Genomic DNA, 22,533 nt, shown 5'->3' with positions numbered 1-22,533 from the left:
ATGGACTGTCATCAGCGATGGGCACCCGGCCAGCGCCGGACCCTGGGTTCGGCAAACCGAACGGGTGGCAAGGCAGGATTAGCCTGCCGCAACCGGAAACAGGGCCTGGACCTCTCCGGCATTGCGGCAGCGGACAAGTTGCGGGAGCGTTAGCTCAACGCCGATCTCGCTTTTAATCCGGGTCGAAATGGCCATCAGATGCGAGGGCTTGAGACCCAGCGACAGAAAATCGGTCTTGGCATCCACTTGCCGGCCCGGCGGATTGCCAAGCACGCCGAGATAGATATCAAGCACCCGCGCCTCCTTCGGGTCTTGCACGGACCGGGCAGGAGGCAGCTCCGACGATGCGGGCGATCCGTCCAGCAAGGCACGCGCCCGGCGCCGATCAGGCTTGCCATTGGCCGAAAGCGGCAGGTCATCGACAGCTAGAAAACGCGTCGGAATATGCGATTCCGGCAGGTGCCGCCGGGCAAAGGCGCGCAGTTCGGAACCAGCGATCACGGCACCGGGGGCGGCAACATAGAGAACGCCAATCGCCGCTTCTCCCCGTTGCTCATGGCCGTAATCGACCACCAGCACGCGGCGGATATCGGGGTGGCGGGCCAGCTCGTTTTCAATATCCGGAAGCGAGACGCGGACACCCCGCACCTTCACATAGCCATTGACCCGGCTTGCAAACAGGATTTCGCCATCAGGGCGGAAGCGACCTCGGTCACCAGTGCGGAAGGCGCGAACCTCGGCCCCTGTCTCATCCCGCACAGTAACGAAATCGGTCTGACTGATCACGCCATCTTCCAGATAGCCGATGGCAACATTCGTGCCCGCCGTGTGAATGCGGCCGACAACGCCGGTTGGGCAATGCCCGCCTGTCTCATCCAGCAGAAAATAGCGATTTCCCGGCAGCGGATAGCCGTAGGGAATGAGATCGGTGTCCTCTGGCCCAATCTCGTGCCAGATACTCCAGATGGTGGTTTCGGTCGGCCCGCCAAGCGAAATCAGCCTGAGCGCCGGGTTAAGTTTGCGAAGGTCGGCAATCACCACCGGCTTGATATAGTCCCCCCCTTGCGCAACCAGACGCAGGGACCGCAATTGGTCGCCGCGCCGGCATGACAACAGCATTTCGAGGATCGCCGGCACCGAACACCAAAGCGTCACACCATGCTCGGCAACCAGCTGGTTCCAGCGGATCGCATCCTTCTCCTCCCCGGGTGCCGGCAGCACCAGTGTCGCACCTGCCGTCAGGCAGCCAAACACATCGAAGACGGACATGTCGTGATGCAAGGGGGTAACCGATATGAACACATCCCGGTCGGTAACAGTCCAATTTGAAAGTGTGCTGCCGATGACATTGGCCGTCGCCCGGTTGGCCAGCACCACGCATTTCGGTTTTCCCGTCGTGCCGGACGTGTAGAGATAATAGGCAGGATCGTCGCTAAGGGACAGTTCATCCAGAGGCAGGGCGAGTGTTTGCGCATTGACGGGCGTGTCGCCACCCAGAAGCTCCCTCGGCGATACCGCCGAAAAACCTTCGGGCACTGCGGTCGCAACAATGAGATCCGGCCGGCAATTCGTCAGAAGGTAACGGAGCCGGTCGTCCGGCGAGCCAGCGTCGATCGGCACCCAGATCGCTCCGAGAAAAGCTGCGGCCAAGGTCACCGCCGTATGCTCGAAACTGCGCCCGAGGGCGATTGCAACGACACTCCCACGCGTCACGCCGCGTATCTTGAGACCTTCCATTGCGCGTGCGACCTCACGGCCGAGTTCCGAGTAGGTCAACCGGCGGGTACCGCAAATCAGCGCCGTTTTACCATTCTCTCCATCGAACAGGTGAGATGCGATGCGCTGAAGAAACGGAAGCGTATTGGCATCGCCCTCCGTGCTGTTGCGGTGATAGTGGTCGAGGCGCAGGAAATCCTGCGCCGGGAGGTCCAGCCGGTCCAGTGCAACCAGTGCTTCGACGGCCCGGTCGATCGCCTCCAGAATGTCGCGCACAGTCTCTTCGCCCAGTGCTTCCCGGGCATAATCGATATCGATACGGAGATTGCCGACAGGGTCCAGCGAGAAGCGGACGTCCATCGCCACCTGCGGCGTCTGCGTCAGTCCACTGACCAGCTGGACCGGATGGTCGGGCGGCAGAACAGGCCAGGACAACCCGTTGGTGATCACAACCGGCAGCGCCACACTGCCAGGATTGTTCGTCATCAGCATCCGGCTCAGATCAACCCCGGAATACGAGAGATGATCCAGCCCTTCGAGCACATCAGCCTGCAGGCGCTCGCATCGTGTGGCAAAAGAACCGGATCGCCGATCCCAATTGACGGCAATGAAGCTGGATCCATTGCGGAAGCCACCGGTGTTTGGCGGAGCTACGGGAATTCCAACGCAAAGGGCGCTGTTCGCCTCCCAATGAGACAGGACCTCCAGAATCAAGGAAGTCAGCATGCTGTTCTTGAACAGCCGTTGCCGCGCGCCGATGCGGCTCAAGCGGGCGAAACGGTCAAGCGCGATCGTCAGGCTCTCGCGGCGATAGGAGGATGCCTTGATCGTCTCCAACGGTTTCAGCCATGGCAGCTCCGGTGGTCCGGCATTGCTGGAGAGCTTCGCCGCCCAATACTCCGCATCGGCACTGCGCTTCTCAGCGGACGCACTCGGCGTATCCGTTTGGCCAGACATCTGGCCCCCTTCGGCCGCAGCCACACCAAAGATCTCGTTTGCCAGAGAGGCAATCGCCCTGCCATCAACGATCAGGGCATCGAAGCGGATAAAAATGATCGCTTCGCCAGCTCCACCCCCCGAACCTTCGGGCAGGCGGAAGGCGACCACCTCCCAAGGTGAACGGTGTAGATCAAAGTGCTTATGGGCAAAGGCCTCGCGCAGTTTTCCGACATGGTGCAGCGCGTCTTCGGCTGATCGGTCCGTCAGATCAATCAGCTCGAAATTGACCACCTCCTCCTCAGAGATCGTCTCGACCAATCGCATCTCATCGATATGTGTTCGCAAGCATGCGTGCTGGCGAACGAGCGCCGCGAGACGAAGCACAAGAGCGTCGAGATCCACCGCGCCACGATATTCCCGAAACTCCTGCATCGGCACGCCGCCAAGCGGAACATGGTCGCTGCGCCCCAGGAGATAAGCCTGCTGCAGCGGATTCAAGGGACGTTCCATGTCCTGTCCTTTCAAAGAATGGAAAGCTTGGGAACACGGCTCGCGTCCTATAAGCCCGAGTTCCGATAAAGGCAGGTCGACAGTGGCAGGCTGCCGCGCCACGCGCCGGACAAGATCGACAAAATCGTTGAACAGTCCGCCGATCCAGTCTTCCGCCAGGGCATCGCGGCGGATGTCCCAATTGATCAGAAGGCCGCTATCCACAGTCGCGACCTGCGCATCTAGCGCAACGTTCGGACCCTGCGAAACGGCCCAGTTCATCGCGCCAAAGATCTGCGACACCCGCTCGGAAAAGAGATCGCCACCGGGCAGGTTGAGCCCGGATGTGAAGACGACCGGCGAGGCCTGCACCGTTCCATCAAGGCGCGAGAGGTCACGCATGACGCTGACACCCGGATAGGCGCTATGGGCAAGGAGATCGATCATTTCGTCACCGAGCCGTTTGGCCAGGGTCGTCAGACTGTCGTCGGCACGGATCTCCACCCGAAGGACAAGAATGTTCGAAAAGTCTCCGACAATGCCCTCGACGCCCGCGATCACCGGCCAGCGTAGGAAGCTCGGCACGGACAGGCGGAAACGCTCGCTTGCGGTGGCACGCCCCAGAGCATGCGCGAACAAGGCGAGGAAAAGACTGGACGACGTCACACGAAGACTGCGCGCGCAACGCTCAAGCGCCTGCCTTTCTGAGGACGAAATATGGGCCGCGATCCGCGTACTCTTTACGTTGCCGTTAGGCGACAGAGTCGTGAGCGGAAGGTGCGGCGCAGGTGGAATGTCCGGCAGCCTGTCCTTCCACCACAGACGATCCGCTTCCCGCTTTTGTTTCAGATCAGGATCGGCCTGCACGGCATCGAGCCAGTCGAAAAATTGCGGTCGGTCGGAAAGGTCAGGCTTTTCAGGATCGGCATACAGCCGCGCCAGATCTTCCATCACGATGCGGAAGCTTGCGGGATCGATTGCCACCATGTCGGTATCGACATGCAGCCGTGTCGCTCCTTCCGGCAGGAGGCTGAGTCCGAAAGCAGACGACTGACCCGCCTCAAGGTTGAGGCGGCGATGCGTCCAGCTGTCGCGCTTGGCCTCCAGATGGGTGGCGAGCATGGGCTCTTTCCAGTCGGAAAGGTCTTCGACTTCGAATGTGATTTCAGCTGCTTCGGGCGCAATAGACTGGCGGCCATCCGCATCGACGCGGAGACGCAACATCGGGTGCAGCCCGCCAAGACGCTTGATCGCCAAGGCAAGACGGCCGGGATCAAGGGCGCTGCCATCGAACTCGACATAGAGATGCGGAACAACTCCCCCGAGTACGCCGGGCATCCCTCGGCCGACCCAGCTGGCGGCCTGCATCGATGTTAATTCACGCATCTGAACTCACAGCGGTTGACAAAACATGATCAACATACTCAAGTATAAACGATCGTCAACCACCAGCATAGGAGGTGCTGCATGAGAGCCGGCGCACTCAGGACGAACCACGCCGAATCGGCTTTATCAGTTGATTTAACGAAGAAATTTATATTCACCTCGGGAAACAGGGAGCTGCGCGCGCACGGAATTCGCGAACAGATTTCGGTTCCAGCAAGGAGTGGGCACTTGGTCGACAGCCCCTTGCAGCGGGCGTTGACAGAGGCTTTCGAGCGGGCTCATCGCAGTGGACGGGCAAACCCGGTCGTCATCGGCGCGATCCCATTCGACGTTAGCGAACCCTCTTGCCTTTACGTGACAGACAACCATGAATGGCACTCACGCGACGCCACGACGCCTCATGCTCCCACCGGCTTCCCCGTTCTGACGGCACAGCGAAGCCTTCCGGACGAGGCCGGGTTCAAGCGTGCCGTCGAGCATGCCATCGTCAATTTCCGCCACAGCGACGTGCGCAAAGTGGTGCTGTCTGTCATGCGGGAACTGAAGTTTTCGACAGACATCGATGTTGATTTGCTCCTGGCCAATCTGAGGGCCCGCAACCGCGAAGGCTATCAGTTCCGCATCGCGACGCCCGATGGCGGCGAACTGGTTGGCGTGAGCCCCGAACTTCTCATGCGCAAGGAAGGCGACAGGATCGTCTCGAACCCGCTTGCCGGCTCCGCCAAACGTCTGGCCGATCCTGAAGCAGACCGCGCCAATGCTGAAAAGCTGGGGGCCTCGGAAAAGGATCATTACGAGCACCGGCTGGTGGTCGACGATATCCGGGCGAGACTTGAACCCTGCTGCGCAGAACTGTCCGTGCCTTCGCGCCCGTCGCTGATCAACACGGCAGCCCTCTGGCACCTGTCGACCCGAATGGAAGGCCGCGTCGCCGACCCCTCGATGAACGCCCTGCAACTCGCATGCCTGATACATCCCACACCGGCCGTCTGCGGCTTCCCGACTGAACGGGCCCACCGACTGATCCGCTTCGTCGAGCCCTTCGACCGTGGACTTTTCACCGGAATGGTCGGCTGGTGCGACGCCGAGGGCAACGGCGAATGGGTCGTGACGATCCGCTGCGGCACGGTGAAGGGCAGTACCGTCCAGCTGTTTGCTGGCGCAGGCATCGTCGAGGCTTCGCAGCCCGATTCCGAGTGGGCAGAGGTGCAGACCAAACTCGGCACCATGCTGGCTGCCTGCGGCGTCGAGGCATGATGATCGAGATCGTCGGAAACAAGCCTATGAAAAATACCAGAATAGAATTCACGCCATGGCCAGAGGACGTCGCTGCGCGCTACCGCGAGCGCCGCTATTGGATCGACAGGCCTCTGTCGCGGATCGTGGAAGAACAGGCCAGCCAGCGCCCCGATGCGGTGGCTGTGATCTGCGGCGACCGCAGTGTCACCTACGCACAGCTCGACCGGCTTTCGACAAACCTTGCAGCAAAGCTTGCCCTAACAGGCCTTGGGCACGGCGACACGGCTCTCGTGCAACTGCCGAACCTTGCCGAGTTCTATATCGTCTATTTCGCCCTGCTGAAGATCGGGGTCGCTCCGGTCAACGCTCTGTACAGCCATCGTCGGCTGGAAATGTCGGCTTATGCCCGCCAGATTGCCCCGCGCCTGCTGGTCGCATCGCGGCGGCACGAGCTATTCGCCGATGATCACTTTGTCGATGAATTGAAGACCTTGTCACCGAACCTCGGTACGATCCTTATGCTGGGCGATCCCTCGCCAGAAACGGATCTGGCACACTGGATGAACTCGGACGACGGCCACTCCGTCCACTTCGGGCCAACGCCACCGGGGGACGTGGCCTTCTTCCAGCTATCCGGTGGCAGCACCGGAACTCCGAAACTGATCCCGCGCACCCATAACGACTATGACTATTCCGTTCGGGCCAGCGCCGAGATCTGCAAGCTCACCCCAGACACGCGGTACCTTTGCGCCCTGCCGGCCGCGCACAATTACCCGATGAGCTCGCCGGGCGCGCTTGGGGTCTTCCACGCCGGCGGAACCGTGGTGATGGCGCCCAACCCGGAGCCGCTTGCCTGCTTCGCCCTGATCGAGCGCCATGCCGTCGATATGGTCGCGCTTGTTCCACCCGCCGTTGCCTTGTGGCTACAGGCGGCACCGCAGCACAGCACAGCACTTGCCTCTCTGAAACTTGTTCAGGTGGGCGGCGCAAGTTTTGCCGAGACCCTGGCCCGCCAGGTGCCGGAGGTTCTCGGCTGCGGGTTGCAGCAGGTGTTCGGCATGGCCGAAGGCCTCGTCAACTACACCCGCCTTGACGATCCGGATGAGCGCATTTTCACCACCCAGGGCCGGCCAATCAGCCCGGACGACGAGGTTCTCATCCTCAACGAGGACGGGAGACCTGTGCCCGAGGGCGAACCGGGCCTGCTTGCCACGCGCGGCCCCTACACGTTTCGCGGTTACTACCAAAGCCCCGAGCACAATGCCCGCGTCTTCGACCGCAACGGTTTCTACTCATCCGGTGATGTCGTGCAGCGTACGGCAGACGGTTACCTGAAGGTCGTCGGCCGGGTGAAGGACCAGATCAATCGCGGTGGTGAAAAGGTGGCCGCAGAAGAAGTCGAGGACCTGCTCCTCACCCATAGTGACGTCACGCATGCAGCATTGGTTGCCATGCCGGATGATCTGCTCGGTGAAAAGAGCTGCGCCTTCGTCGTCTCCCATAACCCGGGCCTGAAGGCGCCAGCGCTCCGCCAGCATCTGATGCGCCTCGGCGTTGCCGAATACAAACTGCCCGACCGGGTGCGCTTCATCGAAGCCATGCCCCTGACGGCCGTCGGCAAGATCGACAAGAAGCGGTTGCGCGAGCTCCTGGCCCAGTCAGCCACTGCCACGGCTCCCGCTCCCACGCCCGTACTGACCTGAGACAATCCGACAGAGGTGCACAATGGCCATTCCCGCCATCTCCGATTATCCGATGCCGAAGCCTGAGAGCTTCCCGACCAACAAGACCACCTGGAAGCCGGAAGCCGCCCGCTCCGTTCTTCTCATTCACGATATGCAGCGCTATTTCCTCCGCTTCTACGAGGCGGACGGCGGCCTGATGCAGAGCCTCATCGACAATCTCGCCCGTCTGCTGACTTGGGCCCGCGCAAACGGCGTGCCCGTGGTCTACACCGCTCAGCCGCATGAACAGCCGCCGGGCGACCGTGCATTGCTCAACGATATGTGGGGCCCGGGCCTCACCGTCGCCGATCCGGCGCTGCAGCAGATCGTCGAAGCCCTCGCCCCGCAGCCATCCGATGTGGTGCTGACCAAATGGCGCTACAGCGCCTTCGAGCGCTCGGACCTTGCGGAGCGGATGCGCGGCTGGGGCCGCGATCAGCTCGTGATCGGCGGCGTCTATGCCCATATCGGCTGCATGGTCACAGCCGTAGAAGCCTTCATGAAAGACATCCAGGCCTTCATGGTCGGCGATGCCGTTGCCGACTTTTCCGAAGCCGAACACCGCATGGCCTTGCAATATGTCGCCACCCGTTGCGGTGCCGTTGTAGATACCGCAAGCTTGGTGGGAACGGCGAAGAAGACCGCAAGCCGCGCCTGGCTTGAGGCCCGGCTGCTCCAGCTCGTCGAGGACGGATCGGAAATCGATCCCGACGAGAACCTGATCTTCTACGGCCTCGACTCGCTTCAGGTCATGATGGTTGCGGCCGAACTCAAGCAATTTGACGTGGTCGTCGGGTTCGACGAACTGGCACGCGTACCGACGCTCAATGGCTGGTGGTCACTGATCCAGGATCGACGGCTCGCGGCCTGATGCAGGAAGAGGGAAATCCCATGCATGATAGCGGCTTTGCCCGCCGCCGGGTGCTTGTCTCTGGCGCAGCAGGCGGCATCGGACGACGTATCGCCGAACGCTTTGCGGAAGCCGGCGCCGAAGTGATCGGCCTCGACCTCGCGCGACCGGAGAACCCGCCACCCTTCCGTCTTGTCGCCGTTGACATCCGCGACCCGGCAAGCGTCACGGCCACATGCCGTGTCCTGCGGGCGGAGGCAGAGGAAATCGATGTCCTGGTCAACGGCGCTGGCGTCTTGCGCCTGGGGCGGACAGAGGACCTCTCTTGCGAGGACTTTGACGCCTGCATGGACGTCAACGCTCGCGGCGCCTTCCTTCTGATGCGCGAATGGATCCCGGCCTTTCAGCGCCGCAAGGCAGGTGCGATCGTCAACATCGCATCCAATGCGGCTCATGTGCCGCGTATTGGCATGGCGGCCTATTGCGCCTCGAAAGCCGCCCTTGTCAGCCTCAGCCACACAATTGGCCTCGAGCTCGCGCCCTACGGCGTCCGCTGCAACATCGTCTCTCCGGGCTCGACCGACACAGCCATGCTGGAAGGCATGATGAACGGCAAGAGCGGCTATGCGCGTCTCGTTGCCGGACAGCCCGATCAGTTCAAGCTTGGCATCCCACTCGGCAAGATCGCAAGCGCCGACGATATTGCTGATGTCGTCCTTTTCCTCGCCTCCGACCGCGCCGGCCATGTCACCCTCCAGGACATCGTCGTCGATGGCGGGGCAACGCTGGCCGCCTGAGGTGAACGCCGGGGAGATAACGACAGGGGCGGTCGCCATGGGGCGGCCAGCACCTGAGCCACGTGTTGAAACGAGCCCTTGGACTGACCAACTCCCGATCAGGGAGGTCGGCCATCACGCCTGCGTCGACCTCCCCATTGTTTCAAACACAAAAGGTCCATCGCCGATCAGATGCATCACGGCCACATTCTCTGACTGCATAGCGGACAATCCCTCGCCATTTTTCGCAGATGTGCCGCGACCGGCCATGCTCGACCGTGCGGCGCCCCGGCGGATTGCGGAATTCATCGGCGGACGCGCCTGCGCGCGCGAAGCGATCCGGCGCCTGACGGGTGACATCGCCGACTTGCCGGTCGGCCCCGATCGCGCGCCCCGCTGGCCTGGAGGGCTCTGCGGCTCAATCTCTCACAGTGGTCGAAGAGCAATCGCTGTTGCAGGCGAGACGACCCATTTCATCGGCATCGGGATTGATCTGGAACGATGTCTGTCGAATGCCGAAGCCCGCGATATTGCCGATCTGGTTACAAGCGATAAGGAACGTCAGCGCCTGGGCACAAGATTGGATGCGGTCACCCTATCTTTGATCTTTTCAGCCAAGGAGAGCCTGTTCAAAGCCTTGTCATCGCACACAGGCCCCATCCCCTTCTTCCAGTCTTTCCAGGTCTCGGAGATCGAGCACAGCAACATGCGTCTGTCCCTCATCCCGGACACCTTGCCGGGACAACACTGCGAGACCGAGTTTACGGTCGGTCTCGCAGAACTGGGTGAGCTGTTCGCCACATTCGCCTTGCTTGCAAAACCGTGACGTCAGCCGCCGATCATGGACCGGAAGCGGGATAGCTCGACCTCGGAAACCCCGACATTGTGGCTGGACGCCGGATACGCCCCGCTATCGACATCCTCGCGGAACTCGCGAAAGGCCGCAATGCGATCCTGCTGCAGGCGATCGAACTCGGCGGCAAAGTTGCGATAGGTCTTTGCATGGCGCGGAACGTGTCCGCGGTTCTGTCCGAGCACGTCGTCAGCAAACAGATATTGCGCGTCACAGCCGGCACCGGCCCCCATGGAGATCATGAAGAGTGAGGTATGGGCGCTGATCAGTGCGGCAATCTCAGCTGGAACAACCTCGATTTCAGCGGCAAAAGCACCCGCCTCCTCCAGCGCCTTGACCGCATTCCAGATCGTCAGCGCACTCTCCGCCGTCTTGCCAACAGCACGGAAACCGCCGGTCCAGGTGGCCTTGGACGGGATCAGTCCCACATGGCTGCAGACCGGAATTCCCTCGTCACGCAACCTACGAATGATCCCAAGGCTGGCCGCACAATAGACGGCGTCTCCACCGGCACGCATCGCCTGAAAGGCAGCGCGCAGATACTCTTCTGCCGTCACGAAATCACCATATTCGAGGCCCGGCACGGCAAAAACATTGGGTGCCGCCTCGCGGAAGGCTGGTCCCAGAAGGGACGGTGGCACAGACACCATTTCAATGCCGGCCTTGTCGGCGGCGTCTGCCTCTTCGAGCGTGACGACACGCAGCATGCTCAATTGCCGCTTGCCCTTGAGCGCCAGAATGTCGGCAACGGTGGGACGGTTGGATTTCATCGGTTCATCCTTCGGCGCCGAGCGCTCATAACAGAGATTTCAATTTGGTCGCGGGATCGGCAAGTGTTGCGGGATCCGGTTTTGCGCCCTTCCCGATCAACATTTCCGCCAGCCGGATATCGCGTGCCACAGAACCGCCGGGCCCAAGTCCGCTCGCGGCCAACAACTGGCCGTCAGCCCCGAGATGGAAGAGGATCTCGGCTTCCGCGGTGAGCGGTCGAACGATCTCCTGTACGGCGCCATCCGCAAGACCGGCCACTTGCAGGGTCAGGTCATATTGGTCGGACCAGAACCACGGCACGTTTTTGAACACCTCATCGTGCCCGAGCATGTTGGCCGCCGCCACAGCCCCCTGATCCTGCGCATTGCGCCAGGATTCGAGCCTGACTCGCCTGCCTGCATAGGCGTGAACGGGAAACGAGCAGCAGTCGCCGGCGGCGAAGATATCAGGATCACTGGTCCTCAGATGCTGATCGACGGCAATTCCATTCTCGATGGTAAGCCGGGCATCGGATGCAAGGGCCGTGTTCGGCTGCGCGCCGATACCAACGACAAGGGCATCCGCCTCGATAGTCCGGCCGTCGCCGAGAGCGATGGTGACCGCGTTTTCGTCCGATCGAATTCCCTCGACGGGCACCCCGCAGATCAGCACCACCCCTTCAGCCACATGCCGTGCCTGCAGCTTGAGGGCCAGGACTTCCGGCACGCCGCGCATCAGGACACGGGGCTGTACCTCGATCAGCGTTATCTCTGTTCCAAGTTTGCGGCCCATCGCTGCCAGTTCGAGGCCGATGAAGCCACCACCGAGAATGGCGACATGCTGCCCCGGCTGCATATGGCAACGGATCGCCTCGGCATGCTCGACGGTACGCAGCACGTGGATGCGCTTGCTCGAAGGGACGCCCGGGAGTTGACGCGGCGCAGCACCTGTCGCCAGCAGCAGCCGCTCGTAGGGTAGAAACTTCCCGCCTTCGAGCGCCAAATGGTGCTCCGATGGCTGCAGCGCCGTAACCCGCAGCCCGCGTCGAAAGGTAATCCCGGCCTCGGCAAAACGGTCATCTGCGGCGATCGCGCGAACGCTCCCGGATGACGCATCTGGGCCAATCTTCGATAAGGGTGGGCGTTCATAGGGCAGATGCGGTTCCTCGCCGATCAGCGTGACAGAACCCTGATAGGCCTGTTCCCGCAGAGCAAATGCCGCCCGGACACCCGCCTCTCCCGCGCCCACGATCACCATGCCTCGATCGACCATATCAGCCAACCTGGATCAGGACGCGCCCGCCATCCACCTTGACCGGATAGGTCTTCAGGTTGATGCAGACGGGCGCCCCCTTGGCCTCGCCGGTCTTGTAATTAAAGCGGCCATTGTGTTTTGGACACTCGATGATGTCGTCCATGACCAGACCATCGGCCAGATGCACATGCTCATGCGTGCAGTGGCCATCGGTCGCATGGAAACTGTCTTCCGGGCTGCGATAAATGGCAAAGCTCTTGCCGTCGTGATCGAAGCGGATCACATCCTCTTCGTCGATCTCGTCCTTGGCGCAGACGTCGATCCAGGTGCTCATCGGGTTCTCCTCCCCATTATTGTCTACGTGGTCGCTCTGGTGGTTTATTCAGCAGCCGGCGCCATGGCTTCGTTGTGAAAGTCTTCGCGGTAGGGCTTTGCCGTTGGCGGAAGATCGCGCTTGAGGAAGTAGTCCTCGTTGCGCAGCTGGCGCAGGAAGGCCGGTATCATTTCGCGATACCCATGCAGGATCGAGGGGTTTGCCGCCGGCATGTCGTCCTTGATCATCGCATGCAGTTTCGGCAGTGCATGATAGGGCACCATCGGAAACATGTGGTGTTCCACATGGTAGTTCATGTTCCAGTAGATGAAGCGGCTGATCGGGTTCATGTAGACGGTGCGGCTGTTCAGCCGGTGGTCGATGACATTGTCGGCGAGGCCGCCATGCTGCAAAAGGCCGGTCATCACATGGTGCCATGCCCCGTAAAGCCTTGGCAGACCAATCAGCATCAACGGCAGAATAGACCCCATGGCAACGGCAAGAGCAATCGTTGCAACATAGATGGCAAGCCAGATTCGCGCGGTGCGGATCGCCTTCGGTTGCTCGGTTTCAGGAACGAACGTCTTTTCTTCTGCACTGATCATGCCGAAGGCGTTGCGCACCATGTCGACCATGGCATGCCAGGCATCGAGCAGGCCAAAGAAGTTCAGGATCAGCCGGACAAGGTCCGGCGGTCGCATGACGGCAATCTCGGGATCACGACCGACAATCACGGTGTCTGTATGGTGGCGGGTATGGCTCCAGCGCCAGGTCACCGGATTGCGCATGATCATGAAGCACGCAATCTGGTAGACGACTGTGTTCATCCACATCGTCTTGAAAGCTGTGCCATGACTGCACTCGTGCCAGCGACTATCCGAGGCAGAACCGTAAAGAACGCCGTAGGCGAGGAAGAAGGGAATCGCCCAGAGGCTGCCCCAGAAATAGATGCCGAAACCGGCAAAGACCATCATCGACCCAAGCCAGATCGCCGTGTCACGAATGGCCGGGCCATCTTCCCGCTTCATCAATTCCTTCATCTGTTTGCGTGGTACGTCGGTATGATACCACTCCGCCGCCGACAAGCCGCTGGCCACTGCCGCCTGGGCATCCTTGCCCAGCAGACTATAGTCCCGCTTTGTCGCAATCCTCGCCATGCTATCCTCCTGCTCCTCCGGGAACCGGTCCCGCGTCCATTTGACGGTAAGCAAAGGATGACCACTCTTTTTTAGGAGCTCAATAGGGTCATGATATATTCTATCAAAACCTATCATTTATAATGAGAATTGTGATAGACAACCTCACAAAGAGGGAATGATCATGGGAACGAGACCAACCATTGCGGATCTTGCCAGGGCGGCCAATGTCAGCGTCGCGACGGTGGACCGCGTATTGAACGGGCGACACAAGGTTCGCGAAGATACGGCCCGACGAGTCTATCAGGCAGCCAGCGATATCGGTTTTCATGCGGTGAGCCTGCTGCGTCAGCGCATCTTCGAAGGCCAGCCACAATATCGCCTGGGCTTCGTTCTGCAGAAGCCGGATCAACCCTTTTACCAGGCCTTCGCTCGCGAACTGGAGGCCGCAGTTGAAAACTTCACCGACATCAGAGGCATCGCACAGATCGAGTACGCCTCCAGCCAGACTCCAGCCGAACGTTCCGAGAAGCTGAAGGATGTCGGCGCTCGATGCCATGCAGTCGCCATGGTGTCCCCGGACTATCCTGCGATCACAGCGGTGGTGGAAGACCTGAAGTCGAGAAATATCCCGGTCTTCTCGCTTCTGTCAGATTTCGCCTCAGGCGTACGCGAGGGTTATGTAGGGGTAAACAACCGCAAGGCTGGCCGAACAGCCGCCTGGATGATTACCAAGGCAGCAAAGCGCCCCGGCAAAGTGGCGATCTTCGTTGGCAGCCATCGCTTCAACGGCCACGAACTCCGGGAAATTGGTTTCCGGTCCTTCTTCCGCGAATGCGCCCCGGAATTTGAAGTGCTCGATAGTTTCGTGAACCTCGATACCGGTGAAATTACCCACGAAGCGACGATCGATCTCATACAGCGACATCCAGACCTCGTAGGCTTTTACGTCGCCGGCGGCGGCATGGAAGGGGCAATCTCGGCCCTGAGAGAAGAAAACGCAGCCGGCAAATATGTTGTCGCCGTCAATGAGTTGACACCCGACTCAAGGGCAGCCCTCGCGGACGACATCATCACCGTCGCGATCCACACACCTCTGCAGCATCTCTGCCGCGAGCTCATCCGTGTAATGGTCGCCGCAATCGAAAATGGACCCGCCTCAGTCCCAGGCCAGACCTTCCTGCCGTTTGAAATGTACGTTCCAGAAAATATCTGATCCGGAATGATAAAATCACATCATCAACATCTGCAAAATCTCTCATGAATGAGAGAGAATGATGTCAGTTCGACTTTGACGATGCCCCGGAAAACTGATGACCTTCTGTCGAGAGGCGGGAGGAGACACTCCGCCTGGAAAGACATCATCCTGGGAGACATTCATGGCGGCACCCACCTTCGCGCTCAACCATATGGTTGCGCCTTCGCTTCCCTTCGCAGATCTGGTCAAGGCCGGCGCCGCGATTGGCATCCATCACTTCGAAATCCGAAATGATCTTGCTGGAAACGCCATTCTCGACGGAACTGCGCCCGAAGCCATTCGCGCGGAAGCCGCAACTGCCAACGCCGAAATCATCTCCATCAATGCCCTGCAGCGCTTCAATGAATGGACGCCAGAACGGGAAGCCGAAGCCAGAGAGCTCGCCGCCTATGCGGCGGCTTGCGGCGCCAAGGCGCTCGTTCTCGTGCCCGTCAACGACGGCAGCGGACAGGCTGATGGCGAACGCCAGGCTAACCTGCGCACGGCCCTGAAGGCCCTCACACCCATCCTCGAACAAGCAGGACTGATCGGCCTCGTCGAGCCCCTCGGCTTCAACATCTGTTCCCTGCGCTCCAAGAAAGAGGCCGCAGAGGCAATCACTGCCGTCTCCGGCAGCGGTCGCTTCAAGCTGGTGCACGACACGTTCCACCATGTTCTTGCGGGCGAACCGGAACTCTTCCCGGAGATCACCGGCCTTGTGCACATTTCCGGCGTGGACGACGCAGGCATCAGCATCGACGATATGCGGGACCCGCACCGTGTCATGGTCACGGAACATGACAGGCTCGACAATGTCGGCCAGATCCGCAGCCTTCTGGCTGCAGGCTATTCCGGACCGTTTTCCTTCGAGCCCTTCGCAGAAGATGCCGCCCGCGATGCTGATCCGGCGACATCCGCACGTGAAAGCATCGATTTCATCCTGCAGAAGCTTGGCTAAGCACTGCGCAGAAAATCACGTTGACACACCGTTAAAATGGAATAAATATTCCACATACTCGAATATGGGTCTGTTTATTCCATGCGCCTTTGGGAGAAGGGCGTATCGAGATCGCCTCACCGGAAAGATGAGGCTCCGGGAATTGTCGGGTGAACCGGACACCCAAAGTGGAGGAGAGAAACATGAAAAAGCTTATTCTCGGCACGACGATCGCGCTGATGACGTCGGTATCGGCCTATGCCGGCGACATCGGCGTCTCGATGGCGAATTCGGATACCTTCCTGACGGTGCTTCGCAAGGGCATCGAAAAATCGGCAGCCGATGCGAGCCAGCCGGTTCAGATTGAAATTGCAGACGACGACGTTCAAAAGCAGCTGTCGCAGATCCAGAACTTCATCGCAGCCAAGGTCGATGCGATCATCGTCAACGCCGTCGACACTTCGGCAACCGCGCCGATGACCAAGCTCGCCAATGACGCCGGCATTCCGATCGTCTATGTCAACCGTCAGCCGGCAGACGTCGATGCACTGGGCCCGAAGGGCGCTTTCGTCGCATCGAACGAAGTGGATTCCGGTACGCTGGAAACCAAGGAAGTCTGCCGTATCCTCGGCGGCAAGGGCGACATCTTGGTCATGGTCGGCGACCTCGCCAACCAGGCAGCCGTCCAGCGCACCAAGGACATCCACGACGTGATCGCCACGCCTGAATGCTCCGGCATGAAGATCCTTGATGAGCAGACTGCCGTTTGGGATCCGGTCAAGGCACAGGACCTGATGACCAACTGGATCGCTGCAGGCCACAAGCCGGCTGCCGTCATCGCCAACAATGACAATATGGCCATCGGTGCGATCAACGCCATGAAGGCTGCGGGCTGGAGCATGGATGACGTGGTCGTCGCCGGCATCGACGCCACCCAGGAAGCGCTTGCCTACATGAAGGCCGGCGACCTCGACGTCACCGTCTTCCAGGATGCCTTCGGCCAGGGCGCCGGTGCCGTGGACGCGGCCATGAAGCTCGCCAAGGGCGAAAAAGTCGAAGCCAAGGTCTGGATTCCGTTCCAGCTGGTGACACCGGCAAACATGGACCAGTTCGTCACCAAGAACTGATCTACGCCAATCTGGTCCGCCGCCATGGAGGTGACGGCGGACCAGTCTTTCCGGGGAGGAGTATACTCATGGTGCGATCACAGGCGATCAGCCCGCAGACCATGCTGGCCGTCAGACAGAGCGGCGCAGTTCCACAGAGCGAATACCTGCTCGAGGTCAGCGATGTACGCAAGGAGTTTCCCGGCGTCGTCGCTCTCGACGATGTGCAGTTGAAGCTTCGCCGCGGCACGGTGCATGCCCTGATGGGCGAAAATGGCGCTGGCAAGTCGACGCTGATGAAGATCCTCGCCGGGATCTACACGCCGGACAGCGGCAGTTTCCGCCTGCGCGGCGCCGAAATCCGCCTCAAGAACCCGCTCGATGCCCTGCAGAATGGTATTGCGATGATCCATCAGGAATTGAACCTGATGTCTCCAATGACCGTCTCGGAAAACATCTGGATCGGGCGCGAACCGATCGGCCGTTTTGGCCTTATCGATCATGCCGAGATGAACCGTCGCACGGAAGCCCTGTTTGCCCGTCTCGACATCGACATCGACCCGGAGATCAAGGTCGGCACGCTCAGCGTTGCCAGCCGCCAGATGGTCGAGATCGCCAAAGCCGTATCCTTCGATTCCGACGTCCTGATCATGGACGAACCGACTTCTGCCCTGACCGACAAGGAAGTGAACCATCTCTTCCGCATCATTCGCGCCCTGCGCGAAGAGGGTAAGGGCATCATCTACATCACCCACAAGATGAACGAACTCTTCGAGATTGCCGACGAGTTCTCCGTCTTCCGCGACGGCAAGTACATTGCCACCTGCAATTCCGCAGACGTCACCCGCGACGACATCATCCGCATGATGGTTGGTCGCGAAATTACACAGATGTTCCCCAAGGAACCGGCGCAGATTGGCGAGGTCGTGCTCTCTGCAAAAGGGCTGACGCTGAACGGCGTCTTCCACGACGTGTCCTTCGATGTGCGCGCTGGCGAAATTCTCGGTTTTGCAGGCCTCGTCGGCTCGGGACGTTCGAATGTTGCCGAAACCATCTTTGGCGTGACGCCGGCAGACGCCGGAACGATCGAGCTTTTCGGCAAACAGGTAAATGTGTCCTCGCCATCCATCGCCATGAGCCACGGCATGGCTTTCCTCACGGAAGACCGCAAGGAAACAGGCTGTTTTCTGCTGCTCGACATCCAGGAAAATGCCCAGATGGCAGTGCTGCAGCAGCGCTATGTCAATCTCGGTTTTGTTCAGCAGGAAAAGCTGCGCAAGGCAGCATCGGACATGGCCGGACGCCTGCGGGTGCGCACGCCGGACATGCGCGAGCCGATCATCAACCTGTCGGGTGGCAACCAGCAGAAAGTGCTGATCTGCCGCTGGCTGATGACCAATCCGAAGATCCTGATCCTCGACGAACCCACCCGCGGCATCGATGTCGGCGCGAAGGCCGAAATTCACCGACTGATCTCACAGTTGGCTGGCCAGGGCGTAGCCATCATCATGATCTCGTCTGAAATGCCGGAGGTTCTCGGCATGAGCGACCGGATCGTCGTGCTGCATGAAGGAAGGGTCACCGGCATCCTGGACAGAGCCGAGGCCGACCAAGTGAAAATTATGGAGCTGGCGTCGCGCTGACGACACAGCCGGGAGGAAATCATGTCAGATGCCATCAATGAACTGGGCGAGACGTCCAAGACGGGTTTGAAGAAGGTTCGACGCCTGCCCCCTGAATTCTCGATCCTCGCCGTGCTGATCGGCATCGCGCTGGTCTTCGAAGTGCTCGGCTGGTACGTCGTGGGCGAGAGCTTTCTTGCCAACAAGCAGCGTCTGTCGATCATCGTCCTGCAGGTCGCTGTCACCGGCATTATCGCAGTCGGCGTGACCCAGGTCATCATCACCGGCGGCGTCGACCTCTCCTCAGGGTCCATGGTTGGCTTCATCGCGATGGTGGCGGCGAGCTTCGCCCAGACATCGCTCAACGCCCGTGCCGTGTTCCTGCAACCCGAATATGCCGCCTTCGGCCTCAGCTGGTTCATTGATTCCAGTCCGATCTGGCCCTTGCTGGTCGGATTGCTGCTGGGTGGCTTCCTCGGTTACCTGAATGGCCTCCTCATCGCCAAGACTGGCATTCCGCCCTTCATCGCCACCCTCGGCATGATGGTGTCCGTCCGCGGCCTGGCAAAATGGTACACCGAAGGCCAGCCGGTCGCACTGCTCAACGAAAACTTCGCTTGGCTCGGACAAAGTTTCGACCTCTGGGGCTTCCCCGTTCCACGAACGGTCATCGTCTTCTTTGTCGTCGCCACGATCTTCCACATTGCCTTGTCTTACACCCGCTACGGCAAGTTCACCTATGCGATCGGCGCCAACAGTCAAGCCGCACGGGTTTCGGGCATCGATATCGGCAAGCACCTGATCAAGGTCTATGCTGTCGCTGGCCTGCTGTCCGGCCTTGCAGGCGTCATGCTTGCCGCCCGCGCCCAGTCCGGCCAGCCAAACATGGGCATCTCCTTCGAACTGGATGCGATCGCGGCTGCCGTGATCGGGGGCACCTCGCTTTCCGGCGGCATTGGCCGGATCACCGGGACGGTCATCGGCACCATCATTCTCGGTGTCGTCACCTCGGGCTTCACCTTCCTCAAGGTTGGCGCCTACTATCAGGAAATCGTCAAGGGCGCGATCATCGTGGCGGCCGTCGTCATTGACGTCTACCGCCAACGCAAGAAATCACGCGCCTGACAAACCTCCACAGGCGCTGAGGCGACGCGGGTTCGGCGGGCCTGCGTCGCCTCTCCTCTTCATGCAGCCAGACAATATGACGTTGATGTCAGGGACCTATCGAGAGATGACCATGAAGCCTTATGTTTTGACCGTATCCTGCAAGTCCACCCGCGGCATTGTCGCGGCGATCTCCGGCTATCTGGCCGCCGAGGGCTGCAACATTGTCGATAGTTCCCAGTTCGACGACCTCGACACCGGCCAGTTCTTCATGCGCGTCTCCTTCATTTCAGAGGATGGCGCAAGCCAGGCCAAGCTCGAAAAGGGCTTCACCACCGTTGCTGAAACCTTCGGCATGACCTGGAACCTGCATGACGCCGCCAAGCGCGAGAAGGTCCTGCTGATGGTCTCCCGCTTCGGCCACTGCCTCAATGACCTTCTCTACCGCTGGAAGATCGGCGCGCTCCCGATCGAGATCGTCGGCGTCGTCTCCAACCACTTCGACTATCAGAAGGTCGTCGTGAACCACGACATTCCCTTCCACCACATCCCGGTCACCAAGGCCAACAAGCCGGAAGCCGAAGCCCGGATCATGGACCTCGTCGAGCAGACCGGTACCGAACTCATCGTGCTTGCCCGCTACATGCAGATCCTGTCGGACCAGATGTGCCAAAAGATGTCCGGCAAGATCATCAACATCCATCACTCCTTCCTGCCGTCCTTCAAGGGTGCAAACCCCTACAAGCAGGCCTTCGAGCGCGGCGTGAAGCTGATCGGGGCCACCGCCCATTACGTCACCGCAGATCTCGACGAAGGTCCGATCATCGAGCAAGACGTCGCCCGCATCACCCATGCCCAGTCGGCGGAAGATTACGTCTCGATCGGCCGCGATGTTGAAAGCCAGGTGCTGGCCCGCGCCATCCACGCGCACATCCATCACCGCACCTTCATCAACGGCAACCGCACGGTGGTCTTCCCCGCAAGCCCGGGTTCCTACGCCTCCGAGCGCATGGGGTGAGCACAGTGACGGTAATCGATGGCAAGGCAGCGGCCGCATCCGTGGTCGAAGCGGTAACTTCAGCAGCGGCAGATCTTCAGGCGCGTGGCCACCGCAAGCCGGGCCTGGCCGTGGTGATCGTCGGTGACGATCCGGCAAGCCATGCCTATGTCGGCGCAAAGAGCCGCATGGCCAAGCAATGCGGCTTCACCTCGATCCAGCATACCCTGCCGGCCGAAACCGCGCAGGCCGATCTGATGGCGCTCGTCGCCACCCTCAATGAAGATCCCGAGATTGACGGCATTCTTGTGCAATTGCCGCTGCCAAAGCCCCTCGACAGCGAGAGCGTGATCCAGTCGATCCTGCCGGAAAAGGATGTCGATGGCCTGCACATCGTCAATGCCGGCAAGCTGGCAACCGGCGACCTGAAAACCGGCCTCATCTCCTGCACGCCGGCCGGCGCCATGATCCTGGTTCGCCAGATCCATGGCACGGATCTCTCCGGCCTCAACGCGCTCGTCATCGGCCGCTCGAACCTGTTCGGCAAGCCGATGGGCCAGCTGCTGCTCAATGCCAATGCCACCGTCACCATTGGCCACTCGAAAAGCCGTGACCTGCCGGCACTTGCCCGTCAGGCGGATATCGTGGTCGCCGCCGTCGGCCGAGCCGAAATGGTCAAGGCCGACTGGCTGAAGCCGGGTGCGACCGTCATTGATGTCGGCATCAACCGCGTGGCTGCCCCTGAGAAGGGCGAGGGCAAGTTCAAGCTGGTCGGCGACGTGGCCTTCTCCGAATGCCAGCCGGTGGCCGGCGCCATCTCGCCGGTTCCCGGCGGTGTGGGCCCGATGACCATCGCCATGCTGATGGCCAATACCGTCATTGCCGCCTATCGCCGCGCTGGCGAGGACGCGCCGCGGTTCTGAACGGAATTCACGAAATCGACTGCGATCTGCGGAGGAAGACATGGGATTGGGAATTGGACTGATCGGTTCGGGCTACATGGGCAAATGCCATGCCATGGCATGGAACTCTGTGGCGACCGTCTTCGGCGACGTCGATCGGCCAAGACTGGTGGCACTGGGCGACGCGACAGCCGAGCTTGCAACCCGTCATGCCAAGGCCTTTGGTTTTGCGCAGGGAACCGGCAATTGGCGGGAGCTTGTCGATAATCCCGAAATCGACGTGATCTCAATCGCAGCCCCGAACCAGTTCCATGCCGACATGGCCATCGCCGCCCTTGAGGCCGGCAAACATGTCTGGTGCGAAAAACCCATGGCGACGTCGCTTGCGGACGCGACGCGGATGCGGGATGCAGCCCGCGTCTCCGGAAAGACAGCCATCCTCGGCTACAACTACATCCAGAACCCGATGATCCGTCAGGCCAGCCGGCTGATCGCCGAAGGCGCGATTGGCAACGTCAATCATATCCGCCTGGAGATGGACGAGGATTACATGGCCGATCCGGACGAGCCATTCTACTGGAAGAGCGCCGAGACGTCAGGCTATGGCGCTCTGGACGACTTTGCCGTCCATCCGCTTTCCCTGCTCACCGTGCTCCACGGGAAAATCACTTCACTCGTCGCCGACATGGCCAAGCCCTATGCTGAGCGACCCGTCGCCGGTGGCGGCAGCCGTCCGGTCGAGAACCACGACATTGCGCAGGCCCTCTTCCGTACTGAGGCAGGTGCCTCCGGTGTATTGATGGTCAACCGATCTGCCTGGGGCCGCAAGGGACGCATCGCCCTGCAGATCTTTGGCTCCAATGGTTCAATCCTGTTCGATCAGGAGCGGATGAACGAGTTGCAGGTCTTTACGAGAAGCGATCGCGGCGATGTCCAGGGTTACCGGACCTTGCTCGCAGCACCCTCGCATCCACCCTATCAGCAATTTATCCCAGCCCCCGGGCATGGTCTCGGCTTCAACGAACTGAAGGTTATCGAATGCCGTGAACTCCTGCGTCATGTCGGTGGCGACAAGGATGCCCATGTCATCGACTTCGACACCGGGCTTGAAATCGAAACGATCGTTCACGCGATGGCCAGATCGACCCAAAGCGGTGTCTGGGTGGAAACCTAAGGATACCCGCTCCGGTTCACTGAATGACC

At 60.5% G+C, this 22,533-nt stretch carries 18 protein-coding genes; 13 read left to right on the top strand and 5 right to left on the bottom strand.

Going from position 1 to position 22,533, the window contains the following annotated elements:
* Positions 1–78: 78 nt before the first annotated feature.
* Complete coding sequence (locus tag ACSV9I_RS09595; RefSeq protein ID WP_438328632.1) at positions 79–4,530, bottom strand: amino acid adenylation domain-containing protein; 4,452 nt, start codon at positions 4,528–4,530, stop codon at positions 79–81.
* Between the two features lie 81 nt (positions 4,531–4,611).
* Between ACSV9I_RS09595 and ACSV9I_RS09590 the strand changes: the two genes are divergently transcribed.
* The 5 genes from ACSV9I_RS09590 (at position 4,612) to ACSV9I_RS09570 (ending at position 9,945) form a co-directional block, all read left to right on the top strand.
* Entirely contained in the window at positions 4,612–5,787 is a 1,176-nt protein-coding gene (locus ACSV9I_RS09590; protein WP_438328630.1) for an isochorismate synthase, read from the top strand.
* Between the two features lie 26 nt (positions 5,788–5,813).
* Positions 5,814–7,472, top strand: a complete 1,659-nt coding sequence (locus tag ACSV9I_RS09585; RefSeq protein ID WP_438328629.1) for a (2,3-dihydroxybenzoyl)adenylate synthase — start codon at positions 5,814–5,816, stop codon at positions 7,470–7,472.
* Positions 7,473–7,494: 22 nt separating this feature from the next.
* Positions 7,495–8,364 carry an isochorismatase family protein gene (locus tag ACSV9I_RS09580; protein WP_438328628.1) on the top strand — a complete coding sequence of 290 codons (870 nt, stop codon included), beginning with the start codon at positions 7,495–7,497 and terminating at the stop codon, positions 8,362–8,364.
* A gap of 20 nt (positions 8,365–8,384) precedes the next feature.
* Positions 8,385–9,140 carry a 2,3-dihydro-2,3-dihydroxybenzoate dehydrogenase gene (gene dhbA, locus ACSV9I_RS09575; RefSeq protein ID WP_438328626.1) on the top strand — a complete coding sequence of 252 codons (756 nt, stop codon included), beginning with the start codon at positions 8,385–8,387 and terminating at the stop codon, positions 9,138–9,140.
* Between the two features lie 247 nt (positions 9,141–9,387).
* Positions 9,388–9,945, top strand: coding sequence for a 4'-phosphopantetheinyl transferase family protein (locus ACSV9I_RS09570; protein WP_438328624.1), 558 nt, complete (start codon positions 9,388–9,390; stop codon positions 9,943–9,945).
* 2 nt (positions 9,946–9,947) lie between these two features.
* On the opposite strand, the gene ACSV9I_RS09565 is transcribed toward ACSV9I_RS09570, so the two are convergent.
* The 4 genes from ACSV9I_RS09565 to ACSV9I_RS09550 are packed head-to-tail and all read right to left on the bottom strand — an operon-like array spanning position 9,948 to position 13,446.
* Positions 9,948–10,742 carry a 3-methyl-2-oxobutanoate hydroxymethyltransferase gene (locus tag ACSV9I_RS09565; RefSeq protein ID WP_438328622.1) on the bottom strand — a complete coding sequence of 265 codons (795 nt, stop codon included), beginning with the start codon at positions 10,740–10,742 and terminating at the stop codon, positions 9,948–9,950.
* A gap of 25 nt (positions 10,743–10,767) precedes the next feature.
* Positions 10,768–11,994, bottom strand: coding sequence for an NAD(P)/FAD-dependent oxidoreductase (locus tag ACSV9I_RS09560; RefSeq protein ID WP_438328621.1), 1,227 nt, complete (start codon positions 11,992–11,994; stop codon positions 10,768–10,770).
* 1 nt (position 11,995) lies between these two features.
* Entirely contained in the window at positions 11,996–12,310 is a 315-nt protein-coding gene (locus tag ACSV9I_RS09555) for a MocE family 2Fe-2S type ferredoxin (protein ID WP_438328620.1), read from the bottom strand.
* Between the two features lie 44 nt (positions 12,311–12,354).
* Positions 12,355–13,446 (bottom strand): fatty acid desaturase family protein, encoded by a 1,092-nt coding sequence (locus tag ACSV9I_RS09550; RefSeq protein ID WP_438328618.1) that lies wholly within the window; start codon positions 13,444–13,446, stop codon positions 12,355–12,357.
* Between the two features lie 163 nt (positions 13,447–13,609).
* Between ACSV9I_RS09550 and ACSV9I_RS09545 the strand changes: the two genes are divergently transcribed.
* The 8 genes from ACSV9I_RS09545 (at position 13,610) to ACSV9I_RS09510 (ending at position 22,504) form a co-directional block, all read left to right on the top strand.
* Entirely contained in the window at positions 13,610–14,641 is a 1,032-nt protein-coding gene (locus ACSV9I_RS09545; RefSeq protein WP_054157357.1) for a LacI family DNA-binding transcriptional regulator, read from the top strand.
* 163 nt (positions 14,642–14,804) lie between these two features.
* Complete coding sequence (locus ACSV9I_RS09540) at positions 14,805–15,620, top strand: TIM barrel protein (RefSeq protein WP_438328617.1); 816 nt, start codon at positions 14,805–14,807, stop codon at positions 15,618–15,620.
* Between the two features lie 182 nt (positions 15,621–15,802).
* Entirely contained in the window at positions 15,803–16,726 is a 924-nt protein-coding gene (locus ACSV9I_RS09535) for a sugar ABC transporter substrate-binding protein (RefSeq protein WP_054156832.1), read from the top strand.
* A 68-nt stretch (positions 16,727–16,794) separates the two neighbouring features.
* Positions 16,795–18,348, top strand: a complete 1,554-nt coding sequence (locus ACSV9I_RS09530) for a sugar ABC transporter ATP-binding protein (RefSeq protein ID WP_054156831.1) — start codon at positions 16,795–16,797, stop codon at positions 18,346–18,348.
* A 21-nt stretch (positions 18,349–18,369) separates the two neighbouring features.
* Positions 18,370–19,452 (top strand): ABC transporter permease, encoded by a 1,083-nt coding sequence (locus ACSV9I_RS09525; RefSeq protein WP_438328613.1) that lies wholly within the window; start codon positions 18,370–18,372, stop codon positions 19,450–19,452.
* Between the two features lie 112 nt (positions 19,453–19,564).
* The gene (gene purU, locus ACSV9I_RS09520) at positions 19,565–20,449 is read left to right on the top strand and encodes a formyltetrahydrofolate deformylase (protein WP_438328612.1); all 885 of its coding nucleotides are present in this window, start codon (positions 19,565–19,567) and stop codon (positions 20,447–20,449) included.
* 5 nt (positions 20,450–20,454) lie between these two features.
* A complete protein-coding gene (gene folD / locus ACSV9I_RS09515) occupies positions 20,455–21,351 on the top strand; it encodes a bifunctional methylenetetrahydrofolate dehydrogenase/methenyltetrahydrofolate cyclohydrolase FolD (protein WP_438328610.1) in 897 nt (298 codons plus the stop codon).
* A gap of 40 nt (positions 21,352–21,391) precedes the next feature.
* Positions 21,392–22,504, top strand: a complete 1,113-nt coding sequence (locus ACSV9I_RS09510) for a Gfo/Idh/MocA family protein (protein ID WP_438328609.1) — start codon at positions 21,392–21,394, stop codon at positions 22,502–22,504.
* Positions 22,505–22,533: the final 29 nt, after the last annotated feature.

The organism is Rhizobium sp. G187 (assembly GCF_051549525.1).
In the GTDB taxonomy this organism is placed as follows: Bacteria; Pseudomonadota; Alphaproteobacteria; order Rhizobiales; family Rhizobiaceae; genus Allorhizobium.
This window is presented reverse-complemented; position numbering and strand designations above follow the sequence as displayed.

Excerpts from the sequence above, each read along its gene's own strand:
- ACSV9I_RS09595 (WP_438328632.1), bottom strand. The coding sequence starts at position 4,530 with ATGCGTGAATTAACATCGATGCAGGCCGCCAGCTGGGTCGGCCGAGGG.
- ACSV9I_RS09590 (WP_438328630.1), top strand. The coding sequence starts at position 4,612 with ATGAGAGCCGGCGCACTCAGGACGAACCACGCCGAATCGGCTTTATCA.
- ACSV9I_RS09585 (WP_438328629.1), top strand. The coding sequence starts at position 5,814 with ATGAAAAATACCAGAATAGAATTCACGCCATGGCCAGAGGACGTCGCT.
- ACSV9I_RS09580 (WP_438328628.1), top strand. The coding sequence starts at position 7,495 with ATGGCCATTCCCGCCATCTCCGATTATCCGATGCCGAAGCCTGAGAGC.
- dhbA (WP_438328626.1), top strand. The coding sequence starts at position 8,385 with ATGCATGATAGCGGCTTTGCCCGCCGCCGGGTGCTTGTCTCTGGCGCA.
- ACSV9I_RS09570 (WP_438328624.1), top strand. The coding sequence starts at position 9,388 with ATGCTCGACCGTGCGGCGCCCCGGCGGATTGCGGAATTCATCGGCGGA.
- ACSV9I_RS09565 (WP_438328622.1), bottom strand. The coding sequence starts at position 10,742 with ATGAAATCCAACCGTCCCACCGTTGCCGACATTCTGGCGCTCAAGGGC.
- ACSV9I_RS09560 (WP_438328621.1), bottom strand. The coding sequence starts at position 11,994 with ATGGTCGATCGAGGCATGGTGATCGTGGGCGCGGGAGAGGCGGGTGTC.
- ACSV9I_RS09555 (WP_438328620.1), bottom strand. The coding sequence starts at position 12,310 with ATGAGCACCTGGATCGACGTCTGCGCCAAGGACGAGATCGACGAAGAG.
- ACSV9I_RS09550 (WP_438328618.1), bottom strand. The coding sequence starts at position 13,446 with ATGGCGAGGATTGCGACAAAGCGGGACTATAGTCTGCTGGGCAAGGAT.
- ACSV9I_RS09545 (WP_054157357.1), top strand. The coding sequence starts at position 13,610 with ATGGGAACGAGACCAACCATTGCGGATCTTGCCAGGGCGGCCAATGTC.
- ACSV9I_RS09540 (WP_438328617.1), top strand. The coding sequence starts at position 14,805 with ATGGCGGCACCCACCTTCGCGCTCAACCATATGGTTGCGCCTTCGCTT.
- ACSV9I_RS09535 (WP_054156832.1), top strand. The coding sequence starts at position 15,803 with ATGAAAAAGCTTATTCTCGGCACGACGATCGCGCTGATGACGTCGGTA.
- ACSV9I_RS09530 (WP_054156831.1), top strand. The coding sequence starts at position 16,795 with ATGGTGCGATCACAGGCGATCAGCCCGCAGACCATGCTGGCCGTCAGA.
- ACSV9I_RS09525 (WP_438328613.1), top strand. The coding sequence starts at position 18,370 with ATGTCAGATGCCATCAATGAACTGGGCGAGACGTCCAAGACGGGTTTG.
- purU (WP_438328612.1), top strand. The coding sequence starts at position 19,565 with ATGAAGCCTTATGTTTTGACCGTATCCTGCAAGTCCACCCGCGGCATT.
- ACSV9I_RS09510 (WP_438328609.1), top strand. The coding sequence starts at position 21,392 with ATGGGATTGGGAATTGGACTGATCGGTTCGGGCTACATGGGCAAATGC.